This is a genomic window from Pseudomonas sp. NPDC087814 (assembly GCF_044742865.1).
In the GTDB taxonomy this organism is placed as follows: domain Bacteria; phylum Pseudomonadota; class Gammaproteobacteria; order Pseudomonadales; family Pseudomonadaceae; genus Aquipseudomonas.
This window is the reverse complement of sequence record NZ_JBIUVK010000034.1, coordinates 33,230-54,345: the sequence shown is the minus strand read 5'-3', so window position 1 is coordinate 54,345 and position 21,116 is coordinate 33,230. Positions and strand designations below refer to the sequence as shown.

General features: G+C 63.1%; 23 protein-coding genes. 15 read left to right on the top strand and 8 right to left on the bottom strand.

The window, feature by feature from the left end; all coding sequences use genetic code 11:
* Positions 1 to 6 precede the first annotated feature (6 nt).
* On the top strand, positions 7 to 1,194 hold the full coding sequence (locus tag ACIOMR_RS21715; RefSeq protein ID WP_003210129.1) for an acyl-CoA dehydrogenase family protein: 1,188 nt from the start codon (positions 7 to 9) through the stop codon (positions 1,192 to 1,194).
* Between the two features lie 11 nt (positions 1,195 to 1,205).
* Complete coding sequence (locus ACIOMR_RS21710) at positions 1,206 to 2,309, top strand: sigma-54-dependent Fis family transcriptional regulator (protein ID WP_003210127.1); 1,104 nt, start codon at positions 1,206 to 1,208, stop codon at positions 2,307 to 2,309.
* Here the strand turns inward: ACIOMR_RS21710 and ACIOMR_RS21705 are convergent.
* Positions 2,301 to 2,663 carry an antibiotic biosynthesis monooxygenase gene (locus ACIOMR_RS21705; protein WP_032898632.1) on the bottom strand — a complete coding sequence of 121 codons (363 nt, stop codon included), beginning with the start codon at positions 2,661 to 2,663 and terminating at the stop codon, positions 2,301 to 2,303. The two genes, ACIOMR_RS21710 and ACIOMR_RS21705, sit on opposite strands and share 9 nt — an antisense overlap.
* Positions 2,664 to 2,753: 90 nt before the next feature.
* On the opposite strand from ACIOMR_RS21705, the gene soxR reads away from it, so the two are divergent.
* Positions 2,754 to 3,197 carry a redox-sensitive transcriptional activator SoxR gene (soxR, locus tag ACIOMR_RS21700; protein ID WP_008430848.1) on the top strand — a complete coding sequence of 148 codons (444 nt, stop codon included), beginning with the start codon at positions 2,754 to 2,756 and terminating at the stop codon, positions 3,195 to 3,197.
* A gap of 146 nt (positions 3,198 to 3,343) precedes the next feature.
* Here soxR and ACIOMR_RS21695 read toward each other — a convergent pair whose 3' ends face one another.
* The 3 genes from ACIOMR_RS21695 to ACIOMR_RS21685 are packed head-to-tail and all read right to left on the bottom strand — an operon-like array spanning position 3,344 to position 6,036.
* Positions 3,344 to 4,114, bottom strand: a complete 771-nt coding sequence (locus ACIOMR_RS21695; protein ID WP_003210120.1) for a MetQ/NlpA family ABC transporter substrate-binding protein — start codon at positions 4,112 to 4,114, stop codon at positions 3,344 to 3,346.
* A 29-nt stretch (positions 4,115 to 4,143) separates the two neighbouring features.
* Positions 4,144 to 4,809 carry a methionine ABC transporter permease gene (locus ACIOMR_RS21690; RefSeq protein WP_008430846.1) on the bottom strand — a complete coding sequence of 222 codons (666 nt, stop codon included), beginning with the start codon at positions 4,807 to 4,809 and terminating at the stop codon, positions 4,144 to 4,146.
* Between the two features lie 3 nt (positions 4,810 to 4,812).
* Positions 4,813 to 6,036: an SfnB family sulfur acquisition oxidoreductase gene (locus tag ACIOMR_RS21685; RefSeq protein WP_177055873.1), complete on the bottom strand. Its 1,224-nt coding sequence runs from the start codon at positions 6,034 to 6,036 to the stop codon at positions 4,813 to 4,815.
* Between the two features lie 235 nt (positions 6,037 to 6,271).
* Between ACIOMR_RS21685 and ACIOMR_RS21680 the strand changes: the two genes are divergently transcribed.
* The 4 genes from ACIOMR_RS21680 (at position 6,272) to ACIOMR_RS21665 (ending at position 10,391) form a co-directional block, all read left to right on the top strand.
* Positions 6,272 to 6,733, top strand: coding sequence for a VOC family protein (locus ACIOMR_RS21680; protein WP_003210114.1), 462 nt, complete (start codon positions 6,272 to 6,274; stop codon positions 6,731 to 6,733).
* 238 nt (positions 6,734 to 6,971) lie between these two features.
* Positions 6,972 to 7,847, top strand: coding sequence for an alpha/beta fold hydrolase (locus ACIOMR_RS21675; RefSeq protein ID WP_008430843.1), 876 nt, complete (start codon positions 6,972 to 6,974; stop codon positions 7,845 to 7,847).
* A 98-nt stretch (positions 7,848 to 7,945) separates the two neighbouring features.
* Complete coding sequence (dctA, locus tag ACIOMR_RS21670; RefSeq protein ID WP_003207293.1) at positions 7,946 to 9,250, top strand: C4-dicarboxylate transporter DctA; 1,305 nt, start codon at positions 7,946 to 7,948, stop codon at positions 9,248 to 9,250.
* Positions 9,251 to 9,476: 226 nt separating this feature from the next.
* Positions 9,477 to 10,391, top strand: coding sequence for a LysR substrate-binding domain-containing protein (locus ACIOMR_RS21665; RefSeq protein ID WP_173883068.1), 915 nt, complete (start codon positions 9,477 to 9,479; stop codon positions 10,389 to 10,391).
* A 384-nt stretch (positions 10,392 to 10,775) separates the two neighbouring features.
* Here ACIOMR_RS21665 and leuD read toward each other — a convergent pair whose 3' ends face one another.
* Together leuD and leuC are read right to left on the bottom strand one after the other, a co-directional pair.
* Entirely contained in the window at positions 10,776 to 11,390 is a 615-nt protein-coding gene (gene leuD / locus ACIOMR_RS21660; protein WP_003208984.1) for a 3-isopropylmalate dehydratase small subunit, read from the bottom strand.
* Positions 11,387 to 12,808: a 3-isopropylmalate dehydratase large subunit gene (gene leuC, locus ACIOMR_RS21655; protein ID WP_003208986.1), complete on the bottom strand. Its 1,422-nt coding sequence runs from the start codon at positions 12,806 to 12,808 to the stop codon at positions 11,387 to 11,389. Before leuC ends, leuD begins: the two co-directional genes overlap by 4 nt.
* Positions 12,809 to 13,059: 251 nt before the next feature.
* On the opposite strand from leuC, the gene ACIOMR_RS21650 reads away from it, so the two are divergent.
* Genes ACIOMR_RS21650 through ACIOMR_RS21615 form a run of 8 tightly spaced genes read left to right on the top strand, consistent with a single transcriptional unit; the run spans position 13,060 to position 19,214 of the window.
* On the top strand, positions 13,060 to 14,262 hold the full coding sequence (locus tag ACIOMR_RS21650) for a PepSY domain-containing protein (protein WP_087695105.1): 1,203 nt from the start codon (positions 13,060 to 13,062) through the stop codon (positions 14,260 to 14,262).
* Positions 14,259 to 14,798: a hypothetical protein gene (locus ACIOMR_RS21645; protein ID WP_008431660.1), complete on the top strand. Its 540-nt coding sequence runs from the start codon at positions 14,259 to 14,261 to the stop codon at positions 14,796 to 14,798. Before ACIOMR_RS21650 ends, ACIOMR_RS21645 begins: the two co-directional genes overlap by 4 nt.
* Entirely contained in the window at positions 14,795 to 15,124 is a 330-nt protein-coding gene (locus ACIOMR_RS21640) for a hypothetical protein (protein WP_003208992.1), read from the top strand. The genes ACIOMR_RS21645 and ACIOMR_RS21640 overlap by 4 nt, the downstream gene beginning before the upstream one ends.
* On the top strand, positions 15,121 to 15,681 hold the full coding sequence (locus ACIOMR_RS21635) for a DUF6162 family protein (RefSeq protein WP_008431663.1): 561 nt from the start codon (positions 15,121 to 15,123) through the stop codon (positions 15,679 to 15,681). Before ACIOMR_RS21640 ends, ACIOMR_RS21635 begins: the two co-directional genes overlap by 4 nt.
* Before the next feature lie 26 nt (positions 15,682 to 15,707).
* Positions 15,708 to 16,628 (top strand): metal ABC transporter substrate-binding protein, encoded by a 921-nt coding sequence (locus tag ACIOMR_RS21630; protein ID WP_401196291.1) that lies wholly within the window; start codon positions 15,708 to 15,710, stop codon positions 16,626 to 16,628.
* Positions 16,625 to 17,371, top strand: a complete 747-nt coding sequence (locus ACIOMR_RS21625; protein WP_102369603.1) for a metal ABC transporter ATP-binding protein — start codon at positions 16,625 to 16,627, stop codon at positions 17,369 to 17,371. The genes ACIOMR_RS21630 and ACIOMR_RS21625 overlap by 4 nt, the downstream gene beginning before the upstream one ends.
* Entirely contained in the window at positions 17,368 to 18,267 is a 900-nt protein-coding gene (locus ACIOMR_RS21620) for a metal ABC transporter permease (RefSeq protein WP_003208998.1), read from the top strand. The genes ACIOMR_RS21625 and ACIOMR_RS21620 overlap by 4 nt, the downstream gene beginning before the upstream one ends.
* Positions 18,267 to 19,214: a metal ABC transporter solute-binding protein, Zn/Mn family gene (locus ACIOMR_RS21615; protein WP_401196287.1), complete on the top strand. Its 948-nt coding sequence runs from the start codon at positions 18,267 to 18,269 to the stop codon at positions 19,212 to 19,214. The genes ACIOMR_RS21620 and ACIOMR_RS21615 overlap by 1 nt, the downstream gene beginning before the upstream one ends.
* Before the next feature lie 149 nt (positions 19,215 to 19,363).
* Here ACIOMR_RS21615 and ACIOMR_RS21610 read toward each other — a convergent pair whose 3' ends face one another.
* Together ACIOMR_RS21610 and ACIOMR_RS21605 are read right to left on the bottom strand one after the other, a co-directional pair.
* Positions 19,364 to 19,588 carry an MbtH family protein gene (locus ACIOMR_RS21610; RefSeq protein ID WP_003209001.1) on the bottom strand — a complete coding sequence of 75 codons (225 nt, stop codon included), beginning with the start codon at positions 19,586 to 19,588 and terminating at the stop codon, positions 19,364 to 19,366.
* Positions 19,589 to 19,668: 80 nt separating this feature from the next.
* A complete protein-coding gene (locus ACIOMR_RS21605; protein ID WP_087695097.1) occupies positions 19,669 to 21,069 on the bottom strand; it encodes an aspartate aminotransferase family protein in 1,401 nt (466 codons plus the stop codon).
* Positions 21,070 to 21,116 lie beyond the last annotated feature (47 nt).

Below are 21,116 nucleotides of genomic sequence, written 5' to 3'. Positions count from 1 at the left end.
TACCGCGTGACAGCCAAACCCAACAGCGTCCTGCCCTCACCCTTGCAGACCGCCAAACTGCTGGCCGCCGAATTTGCCCTCACTGCCGTCGAACGCGACGAGCGCGGCGGCACACCGAAGACCGAACGTGACGCCCTGCGCCAAAGCGGCTTGCTGGCCCTGAGCATTCCCACCCAGTACGGCGGCCTCGGCGCCCGCTGGAGCGAAACCCTGGAGATCGTGCGCGAATTCGCCAAGGTCGACAGCTCCATCGCCCACGTCTTCGGTTTTCATCACCTGATGCTCGCCACCGTTCGCCTGTTCTCACGCCCGGAGCAATGGCAACCCTGGTTCGAACAAACCGCGCGCAAGAACTGGTTCTGGGGCAACGCCCTCAACCCGCTGGACACGCGCACGGTGGTCAAAGCCTACAACGGCTGGCGCGAATTCTCCGGCAAGAAGAGCTTTTGCTCCGGAGCCAGCGACTCGGAAATGCTGATCGCCTCGGCGGTGGATGAAAGCGCCGGCGGCAAGCTGCTGATCGCGGCCATCCCCAGCGGGCGCAGTGGCATCACCCTGCACAATGACTGGAACAACATCGGCCAGCGCCAGACCGACAGCGGCAGCGCCAGCTTCGAACGGGTACGCGTGGAAGAGTCGGAATTGCTCCTCGATCCCGGCCCGCTGAGTACGCCCTTCGCCTGCCTGCGCCCGCTGATCGCTCAACTGACCTTCACCCACATGTTCCTCGGCATCGCCGAAGGCGCGTTTGCCGAAGCCCGGAATTACACTCTGACCGAAACCCGGCCCTGGCATAAATCCACGGTGCAGGACATTCGCCAGGACCCGTACGTGCTCAACCACTACGGCGAATTCTGGGTCGCGCTGGAGGGCGTGCGCCTGCTGGTAGAACGCGCCGCCGAACTGCTGGACCAGGCCTGGGCCAAGGGCCCGAGCCTCAGTGAAAGCGAGCGCGGCGAGCTGGCCATCGCCATCGCCACGGCCAAGGTCGCTGCCACCCGCAACGGCCTGGAGCTGTGCAGCCGCCTGTTCGAAGTCACCGGCGCGCGCTCCACCCACGCCTCGCTGCGCCTGGACCGGCACTGGCGCAACCTGCGCACGCAAACCTTGCACGACCCGGTGGACTACAAGCTCCACGAACTGGGGGACTGGGCGTTGAACCAGTCCCTGCCGATTCCCACGTTCTACTCCTAGAAGAGGTGCCCATGCAGCTTTTAACCTTACCGCCCTCGCCCGCTCTTGCGACCTCGATCCGCGCCACGGCCCAGGTCTTCGAAGACCCCAAATCCCAGGCGCTGCTGGCGCACATCCAGCAAGTCGCGCCCAGCGAAGCCAGCGTGTTGATCATCGGCGAAACCGGCACCGGTAAAGAGCTGGTGGCGCGCCATATCCACAACCTCAGCGCCCGGCGCAACCGGCCCTTCGTGGCCGTGAACTGCGGCGCGTTTTCCGAATCCCTGGTGGAAGCCGAGCTGTTCGGCCATGAAAAAGGCGCCTTCACCGGCGCCCTCAGTGCCAAGGCCGGCTGGTTCGAAGAGGCGGACGGCGGCACCCTGTTCCTCGATGAAATCGGCGACTTGCCGATGGCGATCCAGGTCAAGCTGCTACGGGTACTGCAGGAACGCGAAGTGGTGCGCCTGGGCTCACGCAAAAGCATTCCCATCGACGTGCGGGTATTGGCGGCCACCAACGTTCAGTTGGAGAAAGCCATCAATGCCGGGCATTTCCGCGAAGACCTGTACTACCGCCTAGACGTGGTCAGCCTCGAACTCAGCCCCCTGCGGGATCGGCCCGGTGACATCCTGCCACTGACCCGGCATTTCATCGAAGCCTACAGCCAGCGCCTGGGTTACGGCCCGATCACCATCAGCCGCGAGGCCGAGCAGAAACTCAAAAGCTACAGCTGGCCGGGCAACATCCGCGAGCTGGAAAACGTGATCCACCACACCCTGCTGATCTGCCGCAACGGGGTGATCGAGCGCGACGACCTGCGCCTGTCGAACATGCGCATCGAGCGTCAGGACGACAGCCAGCACGGCACCGACAACAGCGCCGAAGCCCTGCTGGAACGCGCCTTTCAAAAGCTCTTCGAGGAACAGGCCGGGGCCCTGCATGAAAAGGTCGAGGATGCGCTGCTGCGCGCCGCCTACCGCTTCAGCCATTACAACCAGGTGCACACCGCCAACCTGCTGGGCCTGAGCCGCAACGTGACCCGTACCCGCTTGATCAAGATCGGCGAGCTGGCGGTGAACAAGCGACGCCCCGGCGAAAACGTACAGGGCGAGCGCATGCTGCACCTGTCAATTTAGGCGGCAGTGCAGAGCGTTGTCATGGCTGCGCTCGATGCTGCGCAGCACCTGGAACGAACCGAAGGTCACCGCCGTGGCCTGGTGGGCGCGGATCAGCGTCCAGAAATCTTCCTCACCGTGCTCAAAACACTTGAAGGCCGCTTCCCCCTCCTCGCGGGAGCGCCATTGCAGGTAGCTGAGCACCCGGCGTCCATCATCACTGACCTGCACGCTGGCATTGATGAAGCCACCATGGCCCTGGGCCAGGCGCTCGCTTTGCGATGACAGGGCCGCCACCAAAGCCGATTGCTGCTGAGGCTCGATGTGGAATTCGACCATCTGGGTAAAACTCAGACTCTTCTCTAATACCTGCATGAACATTCCCCTCTCACTGTAGGCACAATCTTGCGATTCGATGCCACGCAGGGTAAAACCTCTAGTTAAGTCAAGGTCAAGGGCTTTTTCATGGTCACCAAAGAACTCACCGTCGGCCAATTGGCAGCCCGCAGTGGCGTGGCGGTTACCGCGCTGCACTTTTATGAAACCAAGGGGTTGATCAAGAGCCACCGCAACGCCGGCAACCAGCGGCGCTATCCGCGGGATGTGTTGCGCCGGGTGGTGGTGATCAAGATTGCCCAGCGTTTGGGCATTCCCCTGGCGACGATCCATGACGCGCTGCAAACCTTGCCCGATGGCCGCACGCCCAACGCTGCCGATTGGGAGCGCCTGTCTGCGCTATGGCGTGAGGACCTGGACCAGCGCATCGAAAAACTGATGTTGCTGCGGGATAAACTCAACGGCTGTATTGGCTGCGGGTGCCTGTCGCTGGAGGCGTGCCCGTTGCGCAATCACGACGACGTACTGGGTGAGCGCGGGCCTGGGGCACAACTCTTGGAGCCGTCCACATAATGGCGGGGTAAAACTCGATCAATGTGGGAGCGGGCTTGCTCGCGAAAGCGGGGTGTCAGTCGCCAGATGCAGTGGCTGATCCACCGCCTTCGCGAGCAAGCCCGCTCCCACACAAGCCCGCTCCCACATTTTGATCGCCGTCAGACTTAGAATCCCGGGGCAATCTGGCCTTTATAGCGGGTCAGGATGAACTGGCGCACTTCATCGGAGTTCAACGCCTTGGCCAGTTTCTGGATGCCAGGGTCATTGATGTTGTCCGGGCGCGCGACCAGGTACTCCACATACAGGCTCTTGCCCTTCTCGACGATCAACGCGCTGTTGGTGTCGATCCCCGCTTCCAGGGCGTAGTTGGCAAACACGAACGCCAGGTCCACCTGGCTCACCGAGCGGGCCAGCAACGCACCTTCCAGTTCACGAATTTTCAGGTGCTTGGGGTTTTCAACGATATCCCGCGGCGTGGCCAGGGTGTTGCTCGGGTCCTTGAGCTTGATCAGGCCGGCTTCGTCCAGCAGCACCAAGGCGCGGCCAGTGTTGACCGGGTCGTTGGGGATCGACACTGTCGCGCCGTCTTTCAACTCCGAGATATTTTTGATCTTGGTCGAGTACGCGCCGAAAGGCTCGATGTGCACACCGACCACCGGCACCAGGTTGGTATTCCGGGTCTTGTTGTAGTCATCCAGGAATGGCCGGTACTGGTAGTAGTTGGCGTCGATGTTCTTCAGCGCCAGTTGCTGGTTGGGCTGGATGAAATCGGTGAAGACCTTGATTTGCAGGTCCACGCCTTCCTTGGCCAGCACCGGCTTTACGAACTCGAGGATCTCGGCGTGAGGCACGGGCGTGGCGCCGACGACCAGCGTCTCGTTGGCAAAGGCATTGAAGGACAAGACAGCGGCCAAGATGGCCAGGGATTTTTTCATGGTTGCTCCGAAGGCATTAGTTATAGGAATCAACGGCGGCTGTAATGCGCCACCAAACGGTCACCGGTCATCTGCAGGGCCTGCACCAGCACCAACAGCAGCAACACGGTGACCACCATCACGTCGGTCTGGAAACGCTGATAGCCGTAGCGGATAGCCAGGTCGCCCAGGCCACCGCCACCGATCACCCCGGCCATGGCGGTGTAGTCCACCAGCACAATCGCGGTGACAGTGACCGCTGCCAGCAGCCCGCCCCGGGCTTCCGGCAACAGCGTGTGGCGGATCACCTGCCAGGTGCTGGCGCCCATGGATTGGGTGGCCTCCACCACGCCACGGTCGACTTCGCGCAAGGCGGTTTCCACCAGCCGCGCAAAGAACGGCGTACAGCCCACCACCAACGGCGGAATCGTACCGGCCACGCCCAGGGAGGTGCCCACCAGCAGGGTGGTCACCGGGATCAGCACAATCAGCAGGATGATGAACGGCAGCGAGCGCAGCACGTTGACCACCACCGACAGCGCCCGATACACCACCAGGGTTTCGTGCAACTGGCGCTTGCCGGTGAGGAACAACAGCACCCCCAGCGGCAACCCCAGCAGCACGGTAAAACCCAGGGCCGCGCTGAGCATGCTCAGGGTTTCCAGGCAGGCTTGGCCGATGTCGGCCCAATAGATGTTTTTAAACAGCTCGGCCATGGGTCAAGACCAATCGTGACGCGGTGGCTTGGCGCCGTTGAGCAGCCAGTTGCCCACCACGTGATACTTCCAGCGCACCGGGTCATGCAGGGTATGCACCCGCGCATTGCGCCAGTGACGGTCGAAGTTGTGCTTCTTCAGGGTGGAGCGGGTGCCGCCGAGTTCGAAGAGCTTGTTGCTGGCTTCAATGGCGATTTCAGTGGTCAGTACCTTGGCTCGCGCGACAGCCAGGGAGGCGTGGGCAACGTTGTCTTCATCGGGTGCCGGGCGCGCGGCGTCCAGGGCCTTTCCGGCCCGCTCCAGCAAGGCTTCCGCCGCTTCCAGGCGAATATCCAGCGCGCCGACCTGGATGATAGTCAACGGGTCTTCACTGGCTTTTTCCACCCCGGCATCGATCCATGGACGGGCGAATTGCCGGACGAACTGCACCGTGTCACGCAACGCGGCACGGGCGATGCCGGCATCGATGGCGGCGGTGGTCAATTGAGCGAAAGGCCCGGCCAGGGTCGGCGAATCGTAGGAGCGATGGGTAGGAAACAGATTGAACGCCGGCACCTTCAAGCCTTCGGCCAGCACCGTGCCGCTGGAGGTGGTGCGTTGGCCCATGCTGTCCCAGTCGTCGACCACCACCAGGCCTGCGGTGCCGCGCGGCACGAACGCCAATTGCGCATTCTGCTGTTCATCCAGCGCCAGCACCGCCAGCCAGTGGGCATACAGCGAACCGGTGCAATAACCCTTGCGACCGTTGATCACATAGCCATCGCCTTGCCGGCGAATGGTCGCCTGGATGTCCTGGACGTTCTTGCCGCCGGTTTCCGACAGCGCATTGGCAAACCGATGCCCTTCCAGCGCCAGGCCAAAAAAGTACGCCTGCTGCTCGGGCGTGCCTTGCAGGCGGATATCTTCCAGCAGGCAGTAATGGTTCTGCGGGATTTGCCCCAGCGAAGGGTCGGCCGCCGAGATAATCGCAATCACCTGGGCCAACACCGCGTATGACACCTGGGCACCACCAAACTCGCGGGGCACGCTGATGCCCCACAGACCGCTGTTGGAATACAGGTCGACGACCTCCGCAGGCACCTGGCGGGTGCGATCGCGCTCGGCGTCCTGTTCCAGCAACACGGCAGCGACTCGGCGGGCAACGGCCAGTGCGTGGGCCTCGTCGCGGATCAACTCGGCGTGGGGCGTGTGAATCGGGTAATCGGCAGATACAGGCAGTACAGACATACAACGCTCTCGGGCGAATGGTTTGCCAGAGGCATTGCAGCTTCTGTGCCTGAGGCGCCTGGCCTTCAAACACAAGGGTTTGCTCCCGATATACGCGCGGCAGACCGCCCTTGGCGCAGCAAACTGCCGGTTTGCTGTTGCCTGGGCAACACCTCGTCGGCTGCCCGCAAGCCACGGCGCACGTGGCCTATAGTGAAAAAGCCGTCCCTCCACAACCACCATCAAGGAGAACGATATGAGCGTTAAACCCATTCCCGAGGGCTACCACAGCATCACGCCGTACCTGGGCATCGACAAAGCCGCTGAAGCCATCGAGTTCTACAAACGAGCCTTTGGTGCCACCGAAGTCATGCGCCTGGACATGCCCGACGGCAAGATCGGCCATGCCGAACTGCGCATTGGCGATTCGGCGATCATGATGGCCTCGCCCTGTGGCGAAATGTCGTTCGGCAGCCCGGGAAAAGAACACCCCAGCGTGTGCCTGCATCTCTATGTGCAAGATGTCGACCAACAGTTCGCCCAGGCCATCAAGGCTGGCGGCACGGCGATTTCAGAACCCAAGGATCAGTTTTACGGTGACCGTTCCGGGACGCTGAAAGACCCCTTCGGGCATGTGTGGTTCCTGGCCACGCGCAAGGAGGACTTGACCGAGGCGCAAGTTCGCCAGCGGGCCGAGGCGTTGTTCAAGCAAGGATGAAGTCGCCTGGGCGACGCAACCCAACGGTAGGAACTGGCTCGCCTGCGATGGCATCACCTCGGTGCGACTGATACACCGAGTTGCCTGCATCGCAGGCAAGCCAGCTCCCACCGTTGACCTGCACTGCCTGAAAGATCGGGCTTCAACACACTTCATGAACAACCCCTCCACGCTTTCCCCCTTGCCCCGGGCGCCGTGTGATTTCAGGATGCAGGCAATCATCACAAGGAGTCATTCCATGTTCGCCGGATTCCAAAAAGACCAGCGCCACGTCAACGGTGTGGACATCAGCTACCGCAAAGGCGGCGCGGGTCCCGGCCTGCTCCTGCTGCACGGGCACCCGCAGACCCACGTCATCTGGCACAAGGTCGCCGAGCAACTGGCCGAACACTTCACCGTGGTCGCCGCCGACCTGCGCGGTTATGGCGACAGCAGCAAGCCCGCCGCCATTGACCATCACACCAATTATTCAAAACGTGAAATGGCCCGCGACGGCGTCGAGCTGATGAAAGCCCTGGGCTTCGACGAGTTCTCGGTGCTGGCCCACGACCGTGGCGCCCGCGTCGCCCATCGCCTGGCCCTGGACCACCCCAAGGCCGTGCAGCGCATGGTGCTGCTGGACATCGCACCAACCCTGTCCATGTACGCCCAGACCGACGAAGCCTTTGCCCGCGCCTACTGGCACTGGTTCTTCCTGATCCGCCCGGCGCCGTTGCCCGAGAGCCTGATTGAAGGCAACCCGGAACTCTACCTGCGCAGCGTCATGGGCAGCCGCAGTGCCGGGCTCAAGCCGTTCACCGATGAAGCCTTCGCCGAATACCTGCGTTGCCTGAAACTGCCCGGCACCGCCACCGGGATCTGCGAGGACTATCGCGCCGCCGCCGGCATCGACCTTGAGCACGACCGCGCCGATATCGACAAGGGCAACCACCTGGAGCTGCCGCTGCTGGTGATGTGGGGCGCCGAAGGCACCGTCGGGCGCTGCTTCGAACCCCTCAAGGAATGGCAGAAAGTCGCGACCGACGTACGTGGCAAGGCCCTGCCGGCCGGCCACTACATCGCAGAAGAAATCCCTGAAGTGCTGCTCGGCGAAGTCCTGACCTTCCTTCGCTGAGCCTTTATGAACCGCTGACCTGACCGATCCCGCCCCGCAGGCTTGAAACAGCCTGCGACGGGATCTGCTTGCCCAAAAAACGTCTCGAGATAATAAAAATGACAATCAGAAAACTGCTGGGAACCCTGTATGTGCAGGTGATCATCGCCATTGTGCTGGGCGTGTTGATCGGCAACCACTGGCCTCAGGTGGGCATCGACCTCAAGCCGTTGGGCGACGGGTTTATCAAGCTGATCAAGATGATCATCGGCCCGATCATCTTCTGCACCGTGGTCTCCGGCATCACCAGCATGCACGACGTGAAGCAGGTGGGCCGCGTCGGCGGCAAGGCGCTGCTGTACTTTGAGATCGTCTCCAGCATCGCCCTGGTAATCGGCATCCTCGCCGCGCACCTGCTGCACCCCGGCGTGGGTTTCAATATCGACGTGAAGACCCTCGACACCTCCGCCATCGCCGGTTTTGTCGGCCAGGCCGAACACGGCGAAGGCGTCACCGGGTTCCTGATGCATGTGATCCCCACTACCTTCTTCGACGCCTTCTCCAAAGGCGAAATCCTCCCGGTACTGTTTGTGTCGGTGCTGTTTGGCCTCGGGCTGGTGATGATCGGCGAGAAGGGCCGGCCCCTGGTCGGCGTGATCAACCAGGCCAGCGAAGTGTTCTTCCGCATCGTCGGGATGATCAGCCGCGTCGCGCCGATCGGGGCCTTCGGGGCCATCGCCTTCACCATCGGCAAATACGGCCTGGGCTCGCTGCTGCCGCTGTTGAAACTGGTGGGTACGTTCTACGTCACCGCGTTTTTCTTCGTCGCCGTGGTGCTGGGCAGCATCGCCCGGTATGTGGGGTTCAGCATCTTCAAGCTGCTGACCTACATCAAGGCTGAACTGTTGATCGTGCTGGGCACCAGCTCCTCCGAATCTGCGCTGCCGCAACTGATCCAGAAACTTGAAAGCCTTGGCGCGTCCAAAGGCGTGGTGGGGATCGTGGTGCCCACCGGCTACACCTTCAACCTGGACGGCACCAACATCTATATGACCCTGGCGGTGCTGTTCCTGGCCCAGGCGACCAATATCGACCTGACGCTGGAGCAACAACTGACCCTGCTGGCGGTGGCGATGCTTACCTCAAAAGGCGCCGGTGCGGTGGTGGGCGCAGGTTTTGTCGCGCTGGCCGCCAGCCTCGCGGTGGTGCCGACGGTGCCGGTGGCGGCGATGGTGCTGATCCTGGGTGTGGACCGGTTCATGGCTGAATGCCGCTCACTGACCAACATCATCGGCAATGCCGTGGCGGCGCTGGTGGTGGCGGCCTGGGAAGGTGAACTGGATCGCGAGAAAATGGCGCCCATCGCCCTCAAGCACGGCCGCCATGCACGGGCCGCCGCCCAGGCGAAGATCGCCGCCGAGTAACCCTTAAACACCAATCCCCTGTGGCGAGGGAGCTTGCTCCCGCTGGGCTGCGCAGCGGCCCCAAGATCTTTGGGAGCGCTACGCACTCCAGCGGGAGCAAGCTCCCTCGCCACAGCAAGCTCCCTCACCACAGAAGCTCCCTTGCCACAGCAAGCGCCCTCACCACAGAAACTCCTTCGCCATACCGGTGCTATTCTGGCGGTTCATGCCGCCATGCCTGTTTCTGATGAACAACAAGAAAGATACCGTGCCCCTACCTGAAGACCTGCGGGTATTCCTGACCGTGATCCGCAAGGCCGGCTTTGCTGCGGCTGCCGACGAGCTGGGTTTGTCCCCGGCCTACGTCAGCAAGCGTATCCAGATTCTCGAAACCACCCTCGCCACCCGCCTGCTGCACCGCACCAGCCGCCGTATCGCCCTGACCGAAGACGGTGAGCGCGTGCAGCGCTGGGCCGTGCGGATTCTCGAAGACTTCCAGCAGTTGTCCGACGAGCTTTCCGACGCCCACGACAGCCCGCGCGGCCACCTGCATTTGTGCAGCAGCTTCGGTTTCGGTCGTAACCATGTGGCACCGGCCTTGTCGCTATTGGCCGAACAATACCCGGACCTGGAGATTCGCCTGGACCTGTTCGACCGGGTGGTGGATATCGTCAGCGAGGGTTTCGACCTGGAGATTCGCGTGGGCGACGACATCCCCGGGCAACACATCGGTCGCCGGCTGGTGAGTAACCGGCGGGTGCTGTGTGCGGCGCCCGCCTACCTCGAACGCCGTGGTGTGCCGCAGCACTTGAGCGACCTGGAACAGCACGACTGCCTGGTGCTCAAGGAGCGCGACAACGCGTTTGGCATCTGGCACCTGGAGCGCGATGGCGTGCAGGACAGCGTGCGCGTGCGCGGGCCGTTGTCGTCGAATAACGGCGAGATCGTCTTGCAATGGGCCCTGGACGGGCGCGGCGTGTTGCTGCGTTCGATGTGGGATGTGAAGCCGCTGCTGGAGCAAGGGAAACTGGTGCAGGTGCTGCACGACTACACCCAGAGCGCCAACGTGTGGGCGGTGTACCCGACGCGGCTGGCCTACTCCGGGAAGTTGCGGGCGTGTGTGGAGTTTTTGCAGGAGCACTTCAAGGGGTTGTCGATTTAGCGTGCCGGGTTTGAGTACATATCCGTTGCTGCGGTAACGGCCGCTGACGGTTCTGCTTACAGCGGCCTACCGGCCGGCTTGAGTGTTGTAGAGCAAAAAGCCAAATCAAAAGCGGGCACCGTCCAAATGTGGGAGCGGGCTTGCTCGCGAAGGTCGTTAACGATGACGCTGGCATTCTGGATGAACGCGGCGCTCTCAGGTTTTTCGCGAGCAAGCCCGCTCCCACAGAAAAGCAGATCTGTTTTCGCTCTGGTCTTTGCTTTTGCTTTTAACACTCAAGCCGGCCGGGAGGCCGCTGGGCTCTTGATTTTGATCTGACTGCCCCATCCAGCCCGAGGCCGAACGCAGGCAGTGCGCAGCAGCCAACCTGCAACTACAGCCCCATCACCCGAGCCAAGGATTGGCCGCCAGATGCTCACGCTCAAACGCCTTGATCTGCTCACTGCGCTGCAACGTCGTACCAATAGCATCCAACCCCAGCAACAACGCAGTCTTGCGCAACGTATCGATCTGGAACGCAATCACCTGCCCGTCCGCCAAAAGAATCTCCTGCGCCTCAAGGTCCACACTGATCTGCGCCTGCTCAGGCTGACTCACCATCTGCCCCAACCGCTGCAACACCGCCTCCTCCAGCGTGATCAACAACACCCCGTTACGCTGGCAGTTGTCATAGAAAATCCCCGCAAAGCTGCTGCCGATCAACGCGCGAATGCCCATCTGCTTCAAGCCCCACACCGCATGCTCCCGGCTGGACCCACAGCCGAAGTTCGGCCCCACTACCATAAAGCTCGCGCCCTGCCAGGCCGGCTGGTTCAGCACAAATTGCGGGTCAGGCTCACCCGAGGGCAAAAAGCGCAAATCAAAGAACAACCCGCGGTCCAGCCCGTTGCGGTCGATGCCCTTGAGAAACTGCTTGGGCATGATCACGTCGGTGTCGATATTGGCCGCCAGCATCGGCGCCGCCTTGCCGGTGATCCGAGTGAAGGGTTGCAAGCTCATGTGCGGTCTCCAAAGTGGCGAATATCCGTCAGCCGGCCAGTGATGGCCGCAGCGGCGACCATGGCCGGGCTCATCAGGTGCGTGCGGGCACCCGCACCCTGGCGGCCTTCGAAATTGCGGTTGGTGCTGGAGGCGCAGCGGTCGCCCGGCTCCAGCACGTCGTCGTTCATCGCCAGGCACATCGAGCAGCCCGACTGGCGCCATTCAAACCCGGCGTCGATAAAGATCGCGGCAAGGCCTTCGGCTTCGGCCTGGTCACGCACTTCGGTGGAGCCCGGCACGATCATCGCCCGCACATGGTCGGCCACGTGCTTGCCGCGCACCACGCTGGCGGCGTCGCGCAGGTCTTCGATGCGGGCGTTGGTGCAGGAGCCGATAAACGCGTGGCTGATCACAATGTCGCTCAACGGCATGCCCGCTTCCAGGCCCATGTAGTTCAAGGCACGGCGCATGTCCTGGCGCAGGATCAGGTCGCTGATGTCTTGCGGGTCCGGCACGCGGGCACCGATGGGCGCGGCCTGGTCGGGGCTGGTGCCCCAGGTGACCATCGGCTCAAGGGCGCTGGCATCCAGCTGCACTTCGAGGTCGAACACCGCGTCGGCATCCGAGTGCAGTTGGCGCCAGCCCACCAGGGCGCGTTCCCACAACTCGCCCTTCGGCGCGCGTGGCTTGCCCTTGAGGTAGGCGAAGACTTTTTCATCCGGCGCCATGAACGCTCCACGTGCGCCGGCTTCCACCGCCATGTTGCAAATGGTCATGCGCGCCTCGACGCTCAAGGCATCGATGGTCGACCCACAAAACTCAATGGCGTAGCCGGTGGCTCCCGAAGCGCCGATCTTGCCGATCAGCGCCATGATCACGTCCTTGGAGGTCAGCCCACGGGCCAGTTCGCCGTCCACGGTCACACGCAGGCTTTTCAGACGCTTGTAGACCAGGGTTTGCGAGGCCAGCAAATGCTCGATTTCCGAGGTGCCAATGCCAAAGCCGAACGCGCCCAAGGCACCGTAGGTGGTGGTGTGGCTGTCGCCGGCGGCGATTACCATGCCCGGCAGGATAAAACCCTGTTCCGGGGCGATCACGTGTTCGATGCCCTGGCGCTTGTCGAGGATATCCAACAGCTCGATCCCGAAATCCCGGCAGTTTTCCGCCAGGTACGACACCTGGCGCGCACCGCCCGCATCCGGCATGGTCGCGATGCGCTTGGGCGTGGTGGGGTTCACATGGTCGACCACCGCCAGCGCCGTACCGGGCCGCCACACACCACGGCCCGCCTCGCGCAAGCCGCTGAAAGCTTGCGGGCTGGTGTATTCATTGATCACCTGGCGGTCGATGTACAGCAGCACATGGCCCTGGTCATCCAGGCGGCACACCGTGTGGGAATCGATGTGTTTGTCGTAGAGGGTTCTGGCAGAAGTCATTATGGGGCTCGCTCAACGGTATGACCCCATCATAGGCAGCGCCCCCGCCCCATCAATCCCGCCTTGGTGATGGCTCGGAACATGTTTCGTGTTGCATGAATGCGTATCTGAAACATTTACTTTCATATCCGCCTTAGGGTTTTGTGTTTCTCATCCGTCTTAACTTAGATACAGCCGCTCGCGTCAGCAAAAGCTACGGGTGGCGTTTTCCGGGCCTTTACCGCCTCCCTCCGATCAAGACCCTCATTCACATGTCGAAGAAGTCACGCTCAAAACTCTGGTTTCTCGTGCACAGCTGGCTGGCATTGCCCATCTGGTTCTTTGTGCTGATCGTCTGCGTCACCGGCACCCTGGCGGTGGTCAGCCAGGAGATCGTCTGGCTGGCCAACCCGGACATCCGCGCCAGCAAGCCGTCGGACGATGCCGAACCGCTCACCTACGACCAGGTGATCGGCGCCATCAAGCGCGCCGAACCCCAGGTGATCGTCGAATCCCTGAGCCGCCCGGACGAATCGCACTTCGCCCTCAGCGCCGACCTCAGCTACCCCGACGGGCGCTCGCTGGAGGTCTACGTCAACCCATACACCGGGGTGATCCAGGGCATCAGCCCATCGTTCAACTTCCAGCAATTTACCCGTGCCCTGCATGGCTGGTGGCTGGTGCCTTTCACCAATGGCTACAGCTGGGGCTGGTACCTGGTCTCGCTGCTGGGCTTGCCGCTGCTGGCCTCGCTGGTCACCGGCCTCGTGGTCTACAAGCGTTTCTGGAAAGGTTTTTTCAGGCCGACCCTGCGCATTCGTCACGGTGCGCGGATTTTCTGGGGCGACTTCCACCGGTTGAGTGGCATCTGGTCGATCTGGTTTATCGCGGTGATTTCCATCACAGGCACCTGGTTCCTGATCCAGGCGATCCTGGGTGATAACCAGATCACCATTTCCAGCGAGCCGATCGTCCCGGCGATTGCCCGCGACAAAGTGCCGATGTCCGCCCCGGGCGTACCGGCGCCCATGATTCCCCTGGACGAGGCGATCAACATCGCCACCCAGCGCATTCCCGGGCTTGAGGCCAGCTTCGTGAGCCTGCCCAGCAACGCCTACAGCCACCTGCGCATCGGCGGGCGTGGCTGGTACCCGCTGATGTTCCAGACCGCGGAAATCAACCCGTACAACGGCGAAATCGCCGCCTCGCACCTGCTGTCCGACCGTTCGGCCCTGGAGTTCGTCACCGAATCCATGCGCCCGTTGCACACCGGGGACTTTGGCGGGATCTGGATCAAGCTGATCTGGGCCTTCTTCGGCCTGGTGCTGAGCATGATGGTCTTGAGCGGCTTGCTGATCTGGACCAAACGCACGGCTCTGGCCACCCTCAATGCGCTGAAACGCGAAGCCAAGGCAGCCCGTCAACCGGCGAAAACCCAGGCCTTGCAGGCTGAGACCACGGAGGCCAACCCATGAACAAGGCCATGACGGTTCAACCCCCCTCGCCCCTGCGGGCCTTCTGGCTCAAATGGCGCTTCCACATCAATATCCTGCTGTTGCTGGTGCCCCTGGGCTTCATGCCCAAGTACTTTGCCGACGCGGCACTGTTTCGCGGCGACAGCGGCCTGGGCGAACGGGAGATCGGCGAAGTACAGGTCGGCCCCTGGAGCCTGAAGCTCGCCGAGCTACGCAACGAGCCGCCGCGCCCGGACCCGGCAGGCCCGATGAAATCCTTCAACGCTGCCCTGTGTGCCACGTGCATCGACCAGGTCAAGGCGACCTACCTGCGTATCGGCAAGCCCCGCAGCCTGCGGGCGGCCGGGGTGATTTTCTTTGGCACCCCATACCGCATGGGCGCCGCGTTGCCGATCCCTGAGCGCACCCCGCTGGACGCCGAAGTGTGGATCACCATGGAAGGCTGGGACGGCGCCATGCACCAGGCCTCCATTCCCTTGAGCCAGGCATCGCCGGCCACCATCGACTGGCTGAAAAAACGAGGAGTTAAACCATGACTTTGCCGCAACTGGCCCGCACCGTTGGCGCGCTGATCCTCAGTGCCGGTTTCAGTACCGTCGCCCTGGCCCACAACCCGATGTGCGAATGCAAGGAAATCGCCGGCGAGCAGATCCAGTGCACCGGTGGTTTCTCCGATGGCAGCGGTGCCCCCGGCGTGACCCTGGACGTGATCGGCTACGACGAGACCATCCTGGTGCCCGGCAAGCTGGGAGAAGACTCGAAGCTGACCTTCAAGAAACCCTCCGCCGAGTTCTACGTGCTGTTTGATGCCGGCCCCGGCCACGTGGTGGAAATCGACCAAGCGGATATCCAGCCCCAATGAGCCGTACAACCCAAGTCGTGCGCCCGGCCGGCGCCGGGCACGAAACCCTGTATGTCCTGCTGTTGTGCCTGATCATCCTCGCCGTTGCCGGCACGGTGGTGGCCTTGCGCGGTGAAAACCAGGAGATCGCCGCCGTGCCCAGCCACCAACTGGACGCCCGCCGCGACCTCAGCGCCGCCGAGCAAGGCATCTACGCCGACCTGCGGGTGACCCTGGATGAAATCCACTTGCTGCAGGAGGAACACAGCGCTCTGCCGACGCCTGAACAGCTGGCCGAAGAGGGCTTCGCGCCCTTTGCCCAGGACGCCAGTTCGGTGAGCCGTGGCGACCACCGCTGGCAGTTGCTGGACGCGGCCTATCTGGGCCTGAGCCAGACGCCGGACCTCAGCGGTTCGCTGTTGATGCGCATCCGCGGCGCCGAGCCGGATATCTGGCTCAACCGCAGCGCCCACCTCACCGCCCCCACCGACCTCACTGACCAGGCGCTGATCAGCGCGGGCTGGCAGCAGGTAGTCGCGCAATTCGATGCCGGTGTCACCCGCCAGCATCGTCACTGAATTCACGTTGCAGCCGAGAGAAGACCATGTCTATTTCATCTCCATTATTACGTCTGGTGCTGGTCGGCCTGATCACCGTGCTGCTGGCCCCGTTCGCCAGTGCCGACCCGGCAAAGCGCCTGCGCATCGGCATCACCCTGCACCCGTATTACAGCTACGTCGCCAATATCGTCGGCGACAAGGCTGAAGTTGTCCCGCTGATCCCGGCCGGTTTCAATCCCCATGCCTACGAACCCCGCGCCGAAGACATCAAACGCATCGGCACCCTCGATGTGATCGTGCTCAACGGCGTCGGCCATGACGATTTCGCCGACCGCATGATCGCCACCAGCGAGCGCCCGGACATCCCGGTGATCGAGGCCAACGCCAACGTGCCGCTGCTGGCCGCCACCGGCAACGCTGCGCGCGGTGCGGGCAAGGTGGTCAACCCGCACACTTTCCTGTCCATCAGCGCCTCGATTGCCCAGGTGAACAACATTGCCCGGGAACTGGGCAAGCTCGACCCGGACAACGCCAAGACCTACACCCAGAACGCCCGCGCCTACGGCAAGCGCCTGCGCCAGATGCGCGCCGACGCCCTGGCCAAGCTCACCAGCGCGCCCACCCCCGACCTGCGGGTGGCCACCGTGCACGCGGCATATGACTACCTGCTGCGGGAATTCGGCCTGGAAGTCACCGCCGTGGTGGAACCGGCCCACGGCATCGAGCCGAGCCCCAGCCAGTTGAAGAAGACCATCGACCAACTGCGGGAACTGGACGTGAAAGTGATCTTCTCGGAGATGGATTTCCCGTCCAGCTACGTCGACACCATCCAGCGTGAATCCGGGGTGAAGCTGTACCCGCTGTCGCATATTTCCTATGGCGACTACAGCGCGGAAAAATACGAAGTGGAAATGACCGGCAACCTCAACACCGTGGTGCGGGCGATTCAGGAGTCCGGGGCATGACGGCGGCTGAACACCTCAGTGTGGCCAGCGTTGGCCCGACCCTCGACTTCGATAACGTCGCGCTGACCCTGGGCCGTACGGTGATCCTCGATGCAGTGAGTTTCCAGGTGCAGCCCGGCAGCATCCATGCGCTGGTGGGCCCCAACGGCGGCGGCAAAAGCTCGCTGATCAAGACCCTGCTGGGGCAAACGCCGCACCAGGGCCAGTTGAGCCTGCATTGGCCGGATGCACCCGGCACCATCGGCTACGTGCCCCAGGCGCTGGAGTTCGACCGGGGCTTGCCGATGACCGTCGACGATTTCATGGCCGCGATGTGCCAGCGGCGTCCGGCGTTTCTCGGGCTGTCCAAACATTACGCCGCCGCGATTGGCGACGCACTGGAACGGGTCGGCATGCAGGACAAGCGCAAGCGACGCATGGGTGCGCTGTCTGGCGGTGAACGCCAGCGGGTGCTGCTGGCCCAGGGGTTGATCCCGGCGCCGCAATTGCTGGTGCTGGACGAGCCGATGTCGGCGCTGGACGAAGCCGGGATCCAGGTGTTCGAGCGGCTGCTGAACGACTGGCGCCAGGCCGGGATCACCGTGCTGTGGATCGAACACGACCTGGAAGCCGTCGGCCGCCTGGCCGATCGCGTCACCGGCCTGAACCGCCGTGTGCTGTTCGACGCCACGCCGAAAGAGGCGCTGACCCCGGACCGCCTGCTGACCCTGTTCTCCACCCACCCACGGAGCCCGGCCTTATGAGCTATGAAGCCTTTCGCCTGATGGTCCAGGGCTGGGCGTCTTCCGGGTATCTGCCGGAAGCGCTGGCCTATGGATTTGTAGTCAACGCCCTGCTCGCCGGCCTGCTGATCGGCCCGGTGCTGGGTGGTTTGGGCACCCTGGTGGTGGTCAAGCGCTTTGCGTTCTTTTCCGAAGCCGTGGGCCATGCCGCACTGACCGGCGTGGCCGTGGGCATTCTGCTGGGGGAACCCTACACCGGGCCTTACGGCAGCCTGTTCGGCTACTGCCTGCTGTTCGGGATCCTGCTCAACTACCTGCGCAACCGCACGGGCCTGGCGCCGGACACGCTGATCGGTGTATTCCTCTCGGTGTCCCTGGCCCTGGGCGCGAGCCTGCTGCTGATTCTGGCGGGCAAGATCAACGTGCACATTCTCGAAAACGTGCTGTTCGGCTCGGTGCTGACCGTCAACGGCAATGACCTGCTGGTGCTGGCGATTGTCGGCGCATTGGTGATGGCCCTGGCCCTGCCGCTGTACAACCGCATCATGCTCGCCAGCTTCAACCCGCAGTTGGCAGCGGTGCGCGGGGTGGCGGTGAAGACCCTGGACTACCTGTTCGTGATCCTGGTGACCCTGATCACCGTGGCGGCGGTCAAGGTCATCGGCGCGATCCTGGTGGGTGCGTTGCTGGTGATTCCGGCGGCCGCCGCACGCCTGTTGAGCCAGTCGCTCAAGGGCTTCTTCTGGATCTCGGTGGTGATCGCCACCGTCAGCACCCTGTGCGGGATCCTGCTGCCGATCATCTTCGACCTGCCGATTCCGTCCGGTGCCGCGATCATCCTGGTAGCCGGTATCGCCTTCGCCCTCGCCGCCATCGCCCGCGGCACGGTCCCCAGCCTGAAAGGGAATCTTGGATAATGCGCCCGATGTTTCGACCACTGCTTCTGGCCCTGGCCATTGCCACACCGGCATTTGCCGCCGACGGCGTCAAGCCACTACAGATCACCGCCAACCAAGGCGTTGGCCATGCTGCCTTGAACCAGGCCAAGGCGACAAAACCGGTGAAAGTCCTCGCCGCCTTGCCGATCACCTATGGCTTGGCGCAGGTGTTGCTCAAAGGCACTGATGTGCAGCTTGAGCGCGCGGCACCGGCCAACCTGCCCGGCTCGCGGCAAGTCGCCTATTTCACCGGGCGCGGTGCGCAGGCGCTGAACACCCTGGCGCTGGACGCCGATGCAGCCATCGGCCTGCGCTCGCTGTGGCCCGACGACCCGCTGTACCCGGTGGCCCGGCGCAGCAATATCCGCATCGTCGAAGTCGACGCCGCGCGCCCGGTGGACGGCAGCTTGCCGGGGATTGCCGTGCAGCCGGGCGCCACCGACGGCCTGAACAGCCAGCCGTGGCAAGCCAGCAACAACATGGGGCGCATGGCCGATGTGATGGCCGCCGACCTGAGCCGCCTGGCGCCCGAGGCCAAGCCGCAGATCGAAGCCAACCTGGCCGCGCTCAAGCAACGCCTGCTCAAGCTCACCGCCGACAGCGAAGCGCGACTGGCCAAGGCCGATAACCTGACGGTGGCCAGCTTGAGCGATCACTTTGGTTATCTCGTCAGTGGCTTGAACCTGGAGCTGGTCAGCACCGATGCAAGGGCGGATACCGAATGGACACCCGAGGCGTTGCAGCAACTGAGCGAAGGCTTGAAGGAGAATGAGGTGGCCGTGGTGCTGCATCACCGCAAGCCAAGCGATGCAGTGCAGGCGGCGGTCACGGCGGGCGGGGCGAAGTTGCTGGTGCTGGGCACCGATGGCGCCGACCCGGTGGCGGAACTGGAAGGCAATGTGGATCAGGTGATCAAGGCGCTGTAACGCGCCTCTCACCGGCGAAACACAGTAAATGTGGGAGCGGGCTTGCTCGCGAATGCGGTGTGACAGTCAACACATACGGTGACTGAAACAACGCCTTCGCGAGCAAGCCCGCTCCCACATTTGAGTCGGTGTTATGCCCGAGGTCCGGGTCAGCCGGCAAGTGCCTGGCTATCCATCTTCTGGCGCAGGCTCAGCGGACGCATGTCGGTCCACACTTCTTCGATGTAGGCCAGGCACTCTTTCTTCATCCCGCTCTTGCCCACGGTGCGCCAGCCTTCCGGCACGGCCTTGTAGTCGGGCCAGATGGAATATTGTTCTTCATGGTTGACCACTACCTGAAACAGGATGTCTTCGCGGTCGAATACTGAGGTCATTGCTGTTCTCCGTCGGGGTAAGGCTGGCTGCGCACCACGCACAGCTGATGTAAGAAGGAACGTGCCAGCCCGATAAAAAATTAGAGGCTGGTGACCGACGCCGCCAGGGCGCGACCAAAAATCTCGGCCACACGGTCGATTTCTGCGGCAGTAATCACCAGCGGCGGCAGGAAACGCACGACGCTGCCGTGTCGCCCGCCCAGTTCGAGAATCAACCCGCGCTTGAGGCATTCACGCTGCACCAGCGGCGCCAGTTGGCGATGCACCGGCGGGTGGCCCTGGGCATCAGGCGCACCGGCGGGGTCCACCAGTTCCACACCGAGCATCAGCCCACGGCCACGAATGTCTCCCAACTGCGGGAAGTCGCGCTGCAGGATGCGCAGGTGTTCGCCGAGGCGCTCGCCCATGGCGGCCGCGTGGGCGGGAATGTCGTGGTCCTTGAGGTAACGCATCACCGCCGAGCCGGCCGCCATGGCCATCTGATTGCCACGGAAGGTCCCGGCATGGGCGCCCGGCAACCAGGTGTCGAGCCAGTCGCGATACACCACCACCGCCAGCGGCAGGCTGCCGCCGATGGCTTTGGACAGCACGACCACGTCCGGGACAATGCCGGCATGTTCGAAGGCAAACATCTTGCCGGTGCGACCAAAGCCGCTCTGGATTTCGTCGACAATCAACGCCACACCAGCCTGCTCGGTAATGCGCCGCAGGCCGCGCAGCCAGTCGAGATCAGCCGGGATCACGCCGCCCTCGCCTTGCACCACCTCGACGATCACCGCCGCCGGCAGCAATACACCGGCCTCGGGATCGTTGAGCAGGTTTTCCAGATAATGCAGGTTGACCTTCACCCCTTCCGCGCCGCCCAGCCCGAACGGGCAACGGTAGTCGTACGGGAATGGCAGGAATTGCACGCCATTGCCGAGCAACGCGCCCAGTGGCTTCTTCGGCCCCAGGCTGCCCATCAGGCTCAGGGCGCCCTGGCTCATGCCGTGATAACCGCCCTGGAATGACAACACCGTGCTCCGCCCGGTGGCGGTGCGCACCAGTTTCAGCGCGGCCTCCACCGCATCGGTGCCGGTGGGGCCGCAGAACTGGATCTTGGCTTCCTGCGCCAGCGCCGGCGGCAGCAGGCCGAACAGGTCCTGCACGAATTGGTCCTTGACCGGCGTGGTCAGGTCCAGGGTGTGCAACGGCAATTCATCGCTCAGCACCTGGCGAATGGCATCGATCACCACCGGGTGGTTGTGCCCCAGCGCCAGGGTGCCGGCACCGGCCAGGCAATCGATAAAGCTGCGGCCTTCGACGTCCTCGACATAGATCCCTCGGGCGCGCTTGAGCGCCAGGGGAATGCGCCGTGGGTAGCTGCGGGCATTGGATTCCTGCTGGCGCTGGCGGGCCAGCAGCGGGGTTTCATCGAACTGGTAAAGCGTTTCCGCAGGGACCGCCTGGGTCTCTTCGATACGGCTGGTAGCGACTGACATCTCTCGATCCCTCAATACGCTGATGATGGTGACCAAACTGCCCACCC